At 39.9% G+C, this 13,839-nt stretch carries 16 protein-coding genes; 2 read left to right on the forward strand and 14 right to left on the reverse strand.

Annotated features, from left to right (window positions below):
• The 13 genes from ACWYN3_RS14940 to ACWYN3_RS15000 all read right to left on the reverse strand — a co-directional run bounded on the left by ACWYN3_RS14940 (position 1) and on the right by ACWYN3_RS15000 (position 10,998).
• Positions 1 to 1,569 (reverse strand): TonB-dependent receptor plug domain-containing protein, encoded by a 1,569-nt coding sequence (locus ACWYN3_RS14940; RefSeq protein ID WP_456221851.1) that lies wholly within the window; start codon positions 1,567 to 1,569, stop codon positions 1 to 3.
• Positions 1,566 to 1,781: a hypothetical protein gene (locus tag ACWYN3_RS14945; RefSeq protein WP_456221852.1), complete on the reverse strand. Its 216-nt coding sequence runs from the start codon at positions 1,779 to 1,781 to the stop codon at positions 1,566 to 1,568. The genes ACWYN3_RS14940 and ACWYN3_RS14945 overlap by 4 nt, the downstream gene beginning before the upstream one ends.
• Before the next feature lie 5 nt (positions 1,782 to 1,786).
• Positions 1,787 to 2,329 carry a carboxypeptidase-like regulatory domain-containing protein gene (locus tag ACWYN3_RS14950; protein WP_456221853.1) on the reverse strand — a complete coding sequence of 181 codons (543 nt, stop codon included), beginning with the start codon at positions 2,327 to 2,329 and terminating at the stop codon, positions 1,787 to 1,789.
• 29 nt (positions 2,330 to 2,358) lie between these two features.
• Positions 2,359 to 3,066 (reverse strand): FHA domain-containing protein, encoded by a 708-nt coding sequence (locus ACWYN3_RS14955; RefSeq protein WP_456221854.1) that lies wholly within the window; start codon positions 3,064 to 3,066, stop codon positions 2,359 to 2,361.
• Positions 3,067 to 3,156: 90 nt separating this feature from the next.
• Positions 3,157 to 4,104 (reverse strand): penicillin-binding transpeptidase domain-containing protein, encoded by a 948-nt coding sequence (locus ACWYN3_RS14960; protein ID WP_456223024.1) that lies wholly within the window; start codon positions 4,102 to 4,104, stop codon positions 3,157 to 3,159.
• A complete protein-coding gene (locus tag ACWYN3_RS14965) occupies positions 3,990 to 4,607 on the reverse strand; it encodes a hypothetical protein (protein ID WP_456221855.1) in 618 nt (205 codons plus the stop codon). The genes ACWYN3_RS14960 and ACWYN3_RS14965 overlap by 115 nt, the downstream gene beginning before the upstream one ends.
• 74 nt (positions 4,608 to 4,681) lie before the next feature.
• On the reverse strand, positions 4,682 to 6,352 hold the full coding sequence (locus ACWYN3_RS14970) for an FtsW/RodA/SpoVE family cell cycle protein (RefSeq protein ID WP_456223025.1): 1,671 nt from the start codon (positions 6,350 to 6,352) through the stop codon (positions 4,682 to 4,684).
• Between the two features lie 92 nt (positions 6,353 to 6,444).
• Positions 6,445 to 7,119, reverse strand: coding sequence for a hypothetical protein (locus tag ACWYN3_RS14975; RefSeq protein ID WP_456221856.1), 675 nt, complete (start codon positions 7,117 to 7,119; stop codon positions 6,445 to 6,447).
• 2 nt (positions 7,120 to 7,121) lie between these two features.
• A complete protein-coding gene (locus tag ACWYN3_RS14980; protein WP_456221857.1) occupies positions 7,122 to 8,561 on the reverse strand; it encodes a PP2C family protein-serine/threonine phosphatase in 1,440 nt (479 codons plus the stop codon).
• Positions 8,562 to 8,656: 95 nt separating this feature from the next.
• On the reverse strand, positions 8,657 to 9,604 hold the full coding sequence (locus ACWYN3_RS14985; RefSeq protein ID WP_456221858.1) for a hypothetical protein: 948 nt from the start codon (positions 9,602 to 9,604) through the stop codon (positions 8,657 to 8,659).
• A 45-nt stretch (positions 9,605 to 9,649) separates the two neighbouring features.
• Positions 9,650 to 10,111 (reverse strand): hypothetical protein, encoded by a 462-nt coding sequence (locus ACWYN3_RS14990; RefSeq protein WP_456221859.1) that lies wholly within the window; start codon positions 10,109 to 10,111, stop codon positions 9,650 to 9,652.
• Positions 10,065 to 10,601, reverse strand: coding sequence for a serine/threonine protein kinase (locus tag ACWYN3_RS14995; protein WP_456223026.1), 537 nt, complete (start codon positions 10,599 to 10,601; stop codon positions 10,065 to 10,067). Before ACWYN3_RS14995 ends, ACWYN3_RS14990 begins: the two co-directional genes overlap by 47 nt.
• A complete protein-coding gene (locus tag ACWYN3_RS15000) occupies positions 10,570 to 10,998 on the reverse strand; it encodes a protein kinase domain-containing protein (protein WP_456221860.1) in 429 nt (142 codons plus the stop codon). Before ACWYN3_RS15000 ends, ACWYN3_RS14995 begins: the two co-directional genes overlap by 32 nt.
• A gap of 312 nt (positions 10,999 to 11,310) precedes the next feature.
• On the opposite strand from ACWYN3_RS15000, the gene ACWYN3_RS15005 reads away from it, so the two are divergent.
• Entirely contained in the window at positions 11,311 to 11,610 is a 300-nt protein-coding gene (locus tag ACWYN3_RS15005) for a DUF6266 family protein (RefSeq protein WP_456221861.1), read from the forward strand.
• Positions 11,611 to 11,653: 43 nt separating this feature from the next.
• Positions 11,654 to 11,953, forward strand: a complete 300-nt coding sequence (locus ACWYN3_RS15010) for a DUF6266 family protein (RefSeq protein ID WP_456221862.1) — start codon at positions 11,654 to 11,656, stop codon at positions 11,951 to 11,953.
• Positions 11,954 to 12,016: 63 nt separating this feature from the next.
• On the opposite strand, the gene ACWYN3_RS15015 is transcribed toward ACWYN3_RS15010, so the two are convergent.
• Positions 12,017 to 13,573, reverse strand: coding sequence for a SusD/RagB family nutrient-binding outer membrane lipoprotein (locus tag ACWYN3_RS15015; RefSeq protein WP_456221863.1), 1,557 nt, complete (start codon positions 13,571 to 13,573; stop codon positions 12,017 to 12,019).
• Between the last annotated feature and the right edge of the window lie 266 nt (positions 13,574 to 13,839).

A 13,839-nucleotide genomic window follows, 5' to 3' on the forward strand; every position in this document is an offset into this window, starting at 1 on the left:
TTAAAATTTAAAGTTGTAAGAAATTGAAGGCACAAACCTGAACAAAGAAGTTTGCACCGCCTGAGGGGAGCGGTCATCAGGGTTATCACGGAAAGTAATCGCGTAAGCATTTTCACGTCCATAAGCATTATAAAGACCAAATGCCAGTTCAGAAGAGAAGTTTTTACGCTCTTTCAGTTTACATGTAGCACTCAGATCAAGTCTGTGATAAGCAGGCATTCTGTAAGCATTACGTTTAGTATATAAGAAAACCACCTGGTTATCCGTATAGTATTTACCACTTGGGAAAGAGACCGCATTACCCGTATAATAAACAAAGGTTGCAGAAAGCGACCATTTCCTGTTCACCTCATACATACCTACAATGGAGATATCATGTGTACGATCCTGTCTTGCAGCATACCAGTCATTCTCATTAATACCATCAATCATTTTTTCGGAGCGCGACAAAGTATAACCAATCCATCCCGTCAGGCGTCCTGTCTTTTTACGCAATAGCAGTTCGAGCCCATAAGCTCTCCCTTTACCAAATAAAAGCTGCGGCTCAATAGGATCATTACTTCTGATGATATTGGCCCCGTCCCCGTAATCTACCTGGTTATTCATTACCTTATAATATGTTTCTGCACTAAACTCAAAAGTATTGTCTTTCAGGTTGCGGAAATAGCCCAGAGATACCTGATCTGAAGTTTCCGGTTTGATAATATTATTTGTTGCCACCCATTTATCCGTCGGGCTGCTTGTCGCAGAGTTAGACAGCTGATGAAGAGACTGCGTATTCCTCGCATAGGCCGCTTTCAAAGAAGAAACTTCATTTAGCTGATAAGCCGCAGAAAATCTTGGTTCAATATTAAAGTATGTCTTTACAATTTTACCTTTATCATAATGAAGCGTGTCTACGATTGCTCCAGAGGCATCCAGGTTATAAAAATTATTATCACCACCTAATACAGAGAAAGCACTCAAACGCAAACCATATTCAACTTTCAGGCGATCAGAAGCCTTCCACTCATTACTTACATAAGCCGCGTTTTCCCAGCTATGCGTAAAAGGCTGACTATCCAGCGTAAAATCACCACTATACTGACCCGGTTTTATCGTATGGTAAACCGAATTCACCCCTATTTTCCACGTATTTTTTGTATTCGGATAAAAGCTAAATTCCTCTTTCAGGTTCCAATCCTTGATTTGAGAAGTTATTTTACCATTAAAAGAAGTTGAATTAGTCAGGTTAATATTATAACGGTAGTCACTATAAATCAACGAAGTATTAGAGAACAGCTTAGGGCTAAATTGGTGATTCCATCTTAAAGTACCAGTTTTATTACCCCAGTCCAAACCAAACAGTCCACCCAAACCCAGTTTATCCTGTCCAAGATAACCGGAAAGATAAACCTTATCATTCTCTCCAAACTGGTAATTAGCTTTCAGGTTTAGATCATAGAAATACAGCGCACTCTTTTTAACAACGGTATCACTGCTTGCTTTTAGGAAAGCATCCACGTATGTTCTTCTTCCACTGATCAAAAACGAACCTTTATTTTTCACGATAGGCCCTTCAATAGTCACACCCTTGAAGCAATAATCCCAATTCCACCATTTACACTTAGCTTCTGATTATTCCCATCGTTCATTTTCACATCCATCACAGAAGACAATCTGCCGCCGTAATTTGCAGGTGTATTGCCCTTATAAAGGGTAACGTCCTTGATCGCATCAGAATTAAACGTAGAGAAGAAACCCAGCAAGTGGGAAGGATTGTAAACAATAGCCTCATCCAAAAGAATCAGGTTCTGATCAGCAGCACCTCCTCTGACAAAAAAAAGCCACTGTTACCTTCACCAGCCGATTTCACACCTGGTAAAAGTTGTACCACCTTAATCAGGTCCCTTTCTCCAAAAAGTACAGGGACTCTGTCAATTTCTTTCATACTCAATTTTTCAACCCCCATTTTTGCAGAGCTGACATGCTCATCTCTGGCCGCTCCAGAGATAACAACCTCCGAAAGATTGTTATCCTGCGGAACCAAAGCAATTTTAAGCTGAATATTTTTATCCAGATTTACAGTTCTTGTGTCGATGACATAACCGACAGAACCAATCAGAAGTTTATAACTGCCACTTATTGTAGTCAGAGAGAAAAAACCGTACTCATTAGAAGTTGCGGATACATTGGCAGGGCCTTCCACTTTAATTGTTGTACCAATTAATTGTTCCCCGGTTTGGGCGTCTTTGACATACCCGCTGATCGTATGTTTCGTTTGTGCATTAGTCTTACAAATAGTTAATAAGATCAGTAAGGGTATCAGGTACAGTACTTTTATAGTCATTTAGGTTAAGCGGTTTCTGGATATATGCGCTAAACTAAATAAATAAATTCAAGCACAGCTACATCAGCCAGAATAATCTGATCCCCTTCTTTCAAGGTATAGCCTATCTGTGTTGAATTCAATTTATGTGTATTTTCATCCTGTGCAGCTTTAACTTTAGTCTTATTTCCCGGCGGCACGCCACCTTCATCCGCGTATAATTTAAAACAAGCCTGTTCTTTATCCCACTCCAGATGCGCGTGTTGTCTGCTGATATACTTATTACTTTCCTGAGCTTCCCCCAAAAAAGCGATTGCATTTACACGATAACTGCCGTCATTTCCCTGCACACTGCTTTCTCTGCCAATATTTACCCGGCTGGTGCCTGGTTTAATAATATACTGCTCCTGTTCCGCTTTACCAGTAATCACCTTTAAACAAGCTGTTAATCCTACCTGCAAACTACTTTTCACCTCAGCATTTTTCAAGATCATCCCAACCTTAGCTTCCTGATTTTGAATAGCCCCTGCTGGCAATTCAGCCACATATTGGACTTCCAGTTTCCAAGCCGCAGGAAGATCCAGTGCAAAATTATCAGCGATCCGCTGTACCTCTTCCTGAAATTTCTCAGGTTCAGCACTGTACAAAGCAGTTTCATACATAAACAGCTCCTCCGCGCCAGCATTCACAAAAAGCTGTAAGGCTTTTAAATGCGAACCTTCTCCACCATCCAGTTTCTGCAATTCTTCTTTAATCATTTGCAAAAAAATGACATCCCTCAAACTCTTAGCATCTAACGGATTATCCGTTTTTATTCTTTTTAAAAAAATCAAACATCCTTATATTCTTTAATTTATGCTTTTCATATATCCTTTTCTTACCAGCAAAGGTATTACCGTTTCACCAGCTACCCTTACCGCTTCCGAAGACCCTCTGGTCGCTTCAACCCGGATACAAACCACCGTATAACCCTGTCCATTTCCATCAGGTGCAAAAAAAAAAACATACCAGCCATCATTTACCTTTTTCTTTTTAATGATCCTTTCGGGCGTACCCGTTTTACCAGCTACCGCAATACCAAATACACCAGCCTTGCGTGCACTCTGCTCAATCATATATTGTTTTAACAACGCAGCAGCAGCAGGGTCTTTTGCCAATACCACCCCTTGTTTTTCTTTGATCGTCGAATCCGCTAATTTCAGTACATAACGGTTAGGGATTAAAACACCACCATTCGCAATCGCTGAACCTAAACGTGCCATTGCAGCAGGCGTAGAAATTAACTCCCCCTGTCCCCAGGCCATTCCCGAAATACCAGTTGCCCGGTTCCTGTAAATATTGTTTGGATTATAAGCACTGCTGAATTCCGTTTTGCGCCATAAATTAAGCCAGCGTTGTTCTTGCTCCTCATTAACCGATTTCCGGCCATAATAATAACCACCAACCCCATGCAAAAACATCCCTGTTTTCAAATAAAGATCTCCCATTTGCTCCTGTAAATGCTGCTGATTAGCCAGTTTAATAAAATAAACATTATTCGATTTCACGATTGCCTGTTCCATATCAATCTGACCCGTTTCATCAGGTTCAGCACCACGCGTACGTATCCTTTCATTTGCTTTGACCAGGTAAGTCTGCTGTGCAGCAGCTAAACCCAGTTTATTAAAACCAGCCATTGCAGTCAGCAATTTAGCCGTAGAACCTGGTTGCGTAGCAATTGCAAAACCCGGATCGGCAGTTGTAGTCCATGAATCCAGTTTATTCTGATCGAAAGGCTCATGGTCAGCTGTTCCCAGTTTTTCACTGGTGGCAAAGGGAAAGCAGCCGAAGCCAGTACATCACCCGTTTTAGAAGACATCACCACTACCGAAACCCTGTTTTTACTCAGTTTAGGATCATTCGCTAAACCAGTCTGCAAATGTGTTTGCAAACTCGCATCGACACTTAACCTGACCTCACGGTTACGTTTTTTAAAAGTTTTGATTTCTGTACTGTCCAATCCTGAAATTAACAATGATGTTAATGCAGAATAATCTTTTTTAAGGACGGTCATTTCCTTCGGCCCTCTGGGTAAAAAGCGATCTTCCTTATAACGGGAAGCAATCATCGTATAACTTGTTACAGGCATCTTAAACCCTCTTAACTCAGCAGCATGTTCATACTCTGCGAAATAGCCATTAATACCACCACTAAAAACCCCGGTATTTGCATCCCCTGTCCAGAAAAACATTTGCTCTTCGAAAGGATAATAACGCGTTACCCTTTTACATTGCAGAATCCAGTTTGTAACTGGCGGCACCTGCTTCCCGCAATTGCTCCATTTGCTTTTTCACCAGCTCAGGATTGCTGGTTGCTAAGATCAGACCTGACCTATCATAAATAGTTCCAGCTTCCAGTTTTTTTTTTCATTAATATCCCTATCCGGGGATTATAGCTGAACATCCTGCTCCCGCTTTTATCTGCTACCAGAGCAGGTTTAACCACCCATGCAGGCGTATTAAAACTATAGCGGGATACATTAATCACTAACAACAATATAGCTGCACAGGCAGCAATTAATGCCGGAACCAGGTTTCTATCCTGTTGCCCGGTCAGATATTTCATTTGCACAGCCGTTCCTCTAACCGAAGAAACCGATAATAAAAACCCCGCAGCCACAAAATTAATGACCAGTGAAGAACCACCATAACTCTCAAATGGAAGAGATACCCCCGATAAAGGCAAAGCACCAATAGATCCACCTGCAATCAGCAAAAACTGAATAAAAGTACAGATCCCAATCCCCGAACAGATATAAAAAAGGAACGGGGTACCCGTACGCCGGCCAATAATGATCGAACGATGCAAATAGATTAAAAACAAGATGAAAATACAGGTTATCCCTGTCCATCCAAATTCTTCTCCTATAGCAGGAAGGATCATATCAGTATGTGCTTCAGGAATAGTTTTCGCAAAACCCTGTCCTGTTCCCTGTCCGCTGATCCCACCAGTTGCAATTCCCCAAAGGCCATTTGCGACCTGGTCACCACCATAAACTTCATTATTCCACGCATCCTGCCAGATTGCTTTCCTGTCGGCCAGTCTCGCTACCGGCCCCGGAACAATTTTGTCCAGGTAAGGGATTTTATCAATCGTTAAGAAAGCCGTGATTACAATCAGCGCCATAACTGCCGACTCGCTCATTGACTTACGTTTTAAAACATGATACAGCACTAAAATCGCAAAAGTGATTAAAGCATCAAGCCATACATTATCCAGTAACCAGGCAACCAGCACATACATAAAAAGTACAAATGCCGCCATCTCCATAAAATCTCCTCTTGAAAAAGAGAAAAGAAGTATAAAAGTAAAACAGATTACGATGGCCGGGCCAAGATCCCCTAACAGCAAAAATAAAAACAAGGTGAATAAGATCGCTGCCAATGCAAAAGAGAAAAATGACCAGCGTTTTTTCCAGCTCGAATAAGTAGCAATAAACTGTTCATTTTGCGCAAAAAAACCTGCTAAAAACAGGACTACAATATATTTAACAACTTCACTGGGCTGCACCCCTAATAAATTCACTTTAACACCACTACCTTCTGGCCCGGCACCAAATAAAAGCGTACCCGCCAATAGCAAAATAGCCCCTGCAATCCACGGCCATCCATTAGCAGCAGAACGATCCTTGAATATAAATAAACGGTAAAATCCAGAATCAGCCGTAAAACGTTTAAGATTTAAAAACAACAATACACCTAAACCCGCAACCCCCAAGTATAAAAACCACAAAGAATCAACCGCCAGAAAACGGTCTCTTACCGGATCCTGCAAACTCAGCAGCGTCAGAAAAGACAATCCTGTCAGCAGCATTAACAAGGGTAAAATCAATTGATCCGCTTCCGGAAACTTGAAAGACAACAGCAAATGGATGAACACAAAAGTCAGCAAAAATCCACCTGTAACTACAAAATACCAAAACTTAAACTGTTCAGGTGTACGTACAATTAATGCCCCATCATTCTTCAATAGGTTAAATTCACGCGACGAAAGTAACCTGAGCATATGAGGCGCTTCATTAAAATTGAATTGTTTGGAACCATTTAACTCCTGTACCCCTTTAACCTGACCAAATTCAGCACCAGGTTTTAAAGGAATTACTTCATAAGCTTTCTCTTCCGGTAATTGATTAAAAGCATAAGAGCCCTCACCGTCTGTACGGGCATAAGCAGTAAACGATTTTGCGTCAATACTATCAGCAGGAAGAACAGTAGATAACCTGACCAAAACTCCGGCAACAACGCGTCTCCCTTATGAGAAACCTTCCCCTTAATCACACCATTGCCCATGCCCAGGTTTTTGACCGCAGGCAGAGCCGGAGCATTATTTTTTTCTTGCGTAAAACGAGCTTCATCATCCCCGGTAAAACCAAGTAACGATCTTGACACAGCCACCCTCTTTTTAAAAGCAGCTCCGCCATTGTGATAAGCCTCATCAGCCACAACATTAAATTTCCTTTTATTCAGGTCACCGATATTTGTAAAAGACAGTCCTTTAGCTTCTTGTGAGGCAATAGAATTACTAATGATATCAATATCAAGCGGATCTTCCAGATAGTAGCCGCTGGTTAATAGTGCCTTCACCGCTTTCGCAGGTTCAGGTGCATTTAAATTCACCACTGTTCCTTCTTTCAGACGCTGATCTACATCCTTTATCCTCCCCTGAAGTACACCAAATAGCCTCACAAACAAGGTTATTAGTAAAATAGCAATCAGCCCTAAAAACAAGCGTTCCTGCGTTCTTCCCTTACGTTCCGTATTTCCCTTATCCATAATTATTTCTTAGCCAGCGAATCTGCTGCATAACTACGTTTAGATAATCTGCCATTCACATAAAACTGGTCTGGAAAAACAAACCGTACCTGTATTGGATAATTAACTTTGTTAAAACGTATATTTTTCAAGTCTAAAGCATTGTTATAAGACACAACCCCAGTTTCAAAATTTTCCAGCACCAGCTGATCTATCTTCACATATTTACATTTCGGAGAAAGAATCAACGCGGGCCCTTTATAAGCTGAATCACTTTGAAAAACAATATTCCCTTTAGTTTTCAGGATTAAAGTATCTCTGTCAATTGTCAACGCCTGACTCAAATGAACCGGTACTTTAAACACCGTATCGGAAAGCAATAAAGTATCACCTTTCAACTTTGACAGCGTATCACTAATCATTTTTTCCTGCGGATTTAAACCCGGTTTTATAGCAGTTACCAAAGTCGTTCCGGGCTGATCAGCTTTTGTACCTTCTGCGGTATATAAAAACAACCATACAGTAGTTCCTAAAAACAACAGGCATAAAGCTGACAGTAGAAAAATCAAACCTTTAGAACTCTTTTCTTTAACGGCAGGTTCTTCAGGTGAAGCTTTAACCGTCTCCCTGAAAGGTTCAGCTAACGAAGAACTGACCACAGGCTGATTTTTAGCCGTTTTATCCGCCTTTGGCATCTCATAGACCGCAGGAGCTTTATCGTTTTTGGCCAATACTACTGTGACATTATCTTTACCGCCTGCACGGTTTGCTTCTTCCACTAACCGCTGTCCTTTTACTGCAAGGGTCTCCGGGCCATTTAACACCGCTGTGATTAAGGCAGCGTCTACCATATCCGTTAAGCCATCACTGCAAATCAGGATCATATCACCGGGTAAAAAAGGTGAAGACCCCGTTTCAAAATAAGCATCTGTCATTCCCTGACGGCTTGCAAGTCCTAAAGCCTGGTTGATCTGATTACGTTTAGGATGCTGCTGCATTGCTGCCTCCTCCGTTAACCTGCCAGAATCTTCAAGGAAACCTACAAAAGACTGATCACGCGAGATTTTAATCAGTGAATGATCACGGAATAAATATAACCGTGTATCCCCTACATGAACATAATGCAAAAGGTTATTCTGTCTGTCTATCACAGCAAGCGTAGCTACGCAAGCCATATCCATGAGTTCCAGATCCCCCTGTTTATGTTCTATAATCTGCTCATTAGCGAGATGAAAAACCCTGTTCAGCTGACTGATTAAATCAGGTTCAATTGCTTCTAATTCTTTTAAAATAACTCCTTTGGTTAATGCAGCTGCGATTTCACCGCCAGCATACCCCCCAACCCCATCAATTACACCTGCGATCATAAATTTATTATGCATCACTTCCTGCGTAATGAATTCATCTTCATTATTCTCTCTTACCTTGCCGGCATCAGTAATTCCAAATAAACGATCAGCCATTATTTCTGCGATTTTTTAATATCTGTAAAATGCCATACCAGCAATAAAACTCCTATGGCTAACAGCCCAATTGATAAATAGTTACCCATCCGGAATTAAGGTTTAAAAATGTTAATACCGATAATACCATTTAATAGTATTTTTGAATTGAAAGGAAGTTCTACCCAGTCCGGAGCATTAACATCACTCCGGTAAACCTCAACTTCATTGACCATTGTTTTTTCACCAAAAGAAGCCAGGTAAAACTTACCCTCTGGCTCATTATACCGGATACTCAAATGCGGTGTATTCACCCAGTCTGAGGGGATACTGAAAATATAGGGTTCTTTCCTGGTTTCATCCTTACCAGAAACCACAATTTCTTGTGTAGTCATCAGATATTCCACTTTTTTACCCCTGAAATTCTGATCCGGCATAATCGTTTCCAAACGCGCCAGGACTTTATCAGACTTCCTTTTCACCAATTGTTCGTTTTCAAGATCCATCGCATACGGCAGCTCATAATAACCTTCGCTATAATAAGTAAAGCCGTTTAAAATATCCTGGTTAACATCCAGTGTTTCTGCAATCCCTGTTTGTCTTGGAATAAAGGTAACTCTTAAATTCTCTTCCTTTTTAGTACTTCCGGGAAGCAGTTTCCCTATAAAACCTTTATCGCCACGTTCATAATCAGGGTGAGAAGCCAGTCTGAAAACCCATTTAGAACTGGAAGGCTCAACGGTCTTACCCATTTTCCGGTATTCTTTTAAAACCTCATAAAACTGGTTTACTGACTCGTGTACAATAATTCCGAACAAACCCTGTTTATGTTCCAGAAACTCTTTATAGTCCTCTTCATTGAAACAAATAATAAATTCATGATAGAAAACTATCCGGTTCGCAAAAGACAGCTGACCTATGGATTCTTTGAATTTATCCAGTATATATTTATAAACTTCATCGGGCGTTAACCCTTTGACTGCTTTTTTTGCTTTACTTTTTTCTGTTGGAAGAAACCAGTCCTGCAGACCCGTCTTTTTCCAGAAAGTTGACTTTTCTGCCATTTTACCTTTAATTATATATTATTCCCGTTTAAATTTCAAACGGCTCTAAAAATGAAGCGTAGTATCTAAATTCATTGTAGTAGTATCCCGGGGAGTCTGTGGAACAGGCTTAATCTGTATCGGCTGTGTTTCTGTTGTACCACTATCATTTAAAGAATCACGATCCTTGTCCCAGCTATATCCCTTATCCTTATCATCCTGATTTGTTGCTGCCGGAACAGTAGTTTCTTTCACAGGCAACTCTTTTTTCACCGGTTTAGCCGGCTCTTTAAACAAGAGAAAATAGCTCAGCAGGGCAATCATAAAAATCACTCCAGTCGCTAACACATAAAACACAGGTTTAGAAATTGCGATTACGCCCGGATCTTTAACAGGTATTCCATCCTGTGCTTCCTGATAATGTAAAAGCAAAGTTTGCAATCTGTCATTCTCCATTTGCAGTAAAGAAATCCCAGTACTATTAGCTACTATATTTATTTCCGGAATCAGCGATACTACTATGTACAATGGCGTATTGCAGCTCCATTCCATTTCTATATCTCGAGGCTGGTGCTTTTTCCAAACATTTACCGATCACTGTCATTAACCATCCCGGAACCTGCATCTCATGCGAAACCTTGTCATCTGACCAGCTTTCAGGCATGTGCTCTTTTCTCAGCGTCAGCAGATCAGGAACAGGTAATTCCAGATGACCAACCAGTACATCATTACGCGATTTTTGTCCATTATCCAATAAAGGAAAAGGAACCTGCCCGGCAAGCAACTCATAAAGGATTACCCCATAACTGTAAATATCAGTTTCAAAAAGCATTTGTCCTTCACTTTGCTCCGGTGCCATAAATTCTATAGCTCCTGCATGGCGGATACTTGTTCTGCGCTGTTCATCAGACATCGCTGACAAGCCAAAATCAAGCAGGACATAATTACCTGTATGAACATTAAATTTTACATTATTACTCTTAATATCACCATGTTTTACAGTTACCTTTATGACAATGAGCTAAGGCATTGGCCAAATGGTCAGCTACCTTAATCACCTCCTTTACCGTAAATATTTTATCATGCGGCTCTTTCAGCAACTCTTCCAGATCAGGTCCTTCAATATATTCCATTTCTATGAATGGAAAAGAACCGCTTTCTGTAATTCCTGAATTTAAGATTTTAACTATATTAGGATTAGGCTCCTCATTTACTTTCTTCAATTTCTCCACCTCATTCTGGAAACTCCTGAAATTTTTATCTTCCGTACTTTCTGTATGAACTGGTGTTGGCAGTAATTTCACTGCCGTAATAATAGGACCAAAACGTCTTCCCTTGTAAACTGAACCCTGGCCACCGGTACGCAATGCGCCCATATTCTCCAGACCTTCAGTAATCGTAAATACTTTACTCATTTAAGCTAATTCAACTCTGTGTGTCAGACAAAATTAAACAATTTTAGTTCCAATGTTTATTTAAAAAATCATTGCCGTTCAGCACGCATATTTTAACAAACAAGTTGTTGTAGTGTTTCTGGTCTGTAAGGGGTCTATGTTGGGAAGGGGTTGGAAGGGCGATTACCCCTTCCAACCCCTTCCCAACATAGACCCCTTACGTATGTTAACCTACCCCTCTTCTTATTTTAACTTATTTGTGATAATGTTTATTTCAAAATAAAATACTTATCTTGTTAGAAACAAAAAGGCATTTATGTAATAATTAGAATCATGGCAATATTAAAGGTTGAATCGAATAGAGGGTTTATAGGTAGAGTAGGTAATACGGTTACTTATTTGTTAAATGGACAAATTGTAAAGCGCACAATTGGAAAGAATTCCAAAGAAGCTACTATTCCTCAACTTTCGGCAAGGCAGAAAACTAAAATTACTACCGGATTTTTAAAACCAGTCAAAGAGTTTATTAATATTGGATTTGAGTTTGAAGCCAGGTTAGTGGAGAAACAAAGCGCATATAATATTGCCACTTCTTATAATTGGTTAAATGCAATAAACAGGGGAATACCCTGATCAAAAAATTGATTTTTCTAAAGTCTTGTTAAGCAGGGGAAAAATGCCTGCTACAAATAATATTGATGTAAAGGTTGTAGACAATAGGATAACATTCAAATGGGATGAAACCATTATAAACGAAAGAATGAAAGGAACTGACAGGGTAATGTTACTGGCTTACTTACCCCAGGAAAATCGTGCAATATCTCTTATCGGTGGCGCAGAACGATTAGAAGGAGGTGAATATTTAATTATTCCGGAATGTAAAGAGGGGATTCATATGGAGACTTATGTTTCTTTTCTTTCTGCTGATTATAAAAGCATTTCCAATAGCGTGTATTGCGGAAGCTTTATAAAATAGTACAAAAAAAATGGCCGGAATTTCTTCCGGCCACGACTTCCCTAAGGCAGCCTTTAAAATAAATTATTTGAGTATCCACATGAGCTGATTATTATCATCGCTCCCATTATACTGACTAGCGATAGCTGCAGTAACATTACCCGAATTATAATTAAGTTCTGCCGATGGATAAAACCAGCGAACCGGAAAATTAGCAGACGGAATATTTAAACTCGTTGAAGCGTTCAGCTTGAAAAACGGATAGCCCGTTCTTCTATTTTCAAACCAGGATATAAATTTACTGCCCTGTAAGAAATTAGCCAGATATTTCTGTGTAATGATCTGTGAAATCTGCTGCTCAGATGAACCACTTAAAAGAACACCTTCTGTAGATGGGTACGCATTGATATAAGCATCATCCATTTTCATATTGTGGTGATAATCTGCCAGATCAGGCGTATAAACCGCAATAAATTTCATCGAATTAGAAATCCCTGCTGCATAATACGTCTGAGCCGAAGCTCCCCCAATCCAACCTCTCACAGTTGCCTCAGCAAGTGCGAACTGTAAATCCCAGTAACTAAAAACATTTACTGGTTCAGCATTTACCAATTGTGCATATCTGTTATTTAAATCAGAGTAATCCTTACTTCCTCTTGTGGTTTGCAATGCTGTAAAAGTATCTGATGGTTCTACACCAACATAGGCTTTATAAGCTGACTGATCTTCACCAGCAGCTATTTTAACTGGTGAAGGTTTTGCAAAATAGAACAACCGCTTATCCTTCATTACTTTCAAAGGATCAATCAATACGTTTGACAACATGGTATAATTTGACTTCACAAATGAGTTTCCTGATCCTGCAGGCACATCTGACCATGGATAATTCTGACCAGCCATTGAGGTATAAGCCAGGGCAAAATTATCTTTATAATCGCGCATCAACGGACGGTTGGCTACAATATCTTTAAAGCGCTCAATAACATTTAGGTCTGCATCACCTGTTTTTTTATACAAATTCAATAGCACATGCAACTGAAAACTATTAGCCAGCCTGCGCCAGTTGTCGGCCTTTCCACCGTAGATTGGATCCCCCTCAAAGTTAGCACCAGCAGCAAATAATTCATTTGCCTGATCCAGTTCTTTAAGAATCCCTAAGAAAACAGCTTTTTGTGTATCATACTTTGGCTGTAAAATACGATCTGATTCTCCTTTGTTTGCTTCAGAATATGGCATATCACCTACTTGCATTGTGTTGATAAAAAACTGATATGCACTGATGAAATGACCTAAACCTTCATAAGACTTCCTTAAACCATCACTCGTGGCATATTTTAACATTGGAGGAATGTTTCTTAAGACCTTTACAGAGTCAAAATCAGCTCTGCCCAGTTTATTATACTGAAAGCTTTCCTGCCCCTCGCCCCAGGTCAGATATTTACCCAGCAAAAATGGCTGCATAAAAGATTTCTGTGAGCTGATCGAATTCCGGGTAATATTCAAAATCAAAGTTGTAGCGAGCATAGATGAATTTACCTGCGTCGTTGCATTCGGATTAGTGTTAATTTCTTCATACTTCTGACAACCACCGATAACAACTGCTAAACCTGATAACAGTAAAATATATTTTAAAATCTTCATAATATCTTTCTTAAAAAAAATGCTAATTAAAACCCAACTCTCAGATTAAATCCGACCATACGCATTGACGGTGAATTCAGGTCTTCTTTGTTTACATCAGGATCAGAATATTTGAATTTTGTCCACATAAACAAGTTTTGTCCGGTCAGTGATAAAGACGCCGATTTAACTCCCAGCTTGCTGGTAAAAAAAGCAGGCACCCTATATCCTAATGAAACCTCTCTCAGCTTAATAAAGGAAGCACTTTGTATTCCCATATCGCCTCC

This window comes from Pedobacter sp. NJ-S-72 (genome assembly GCF_053890575.1).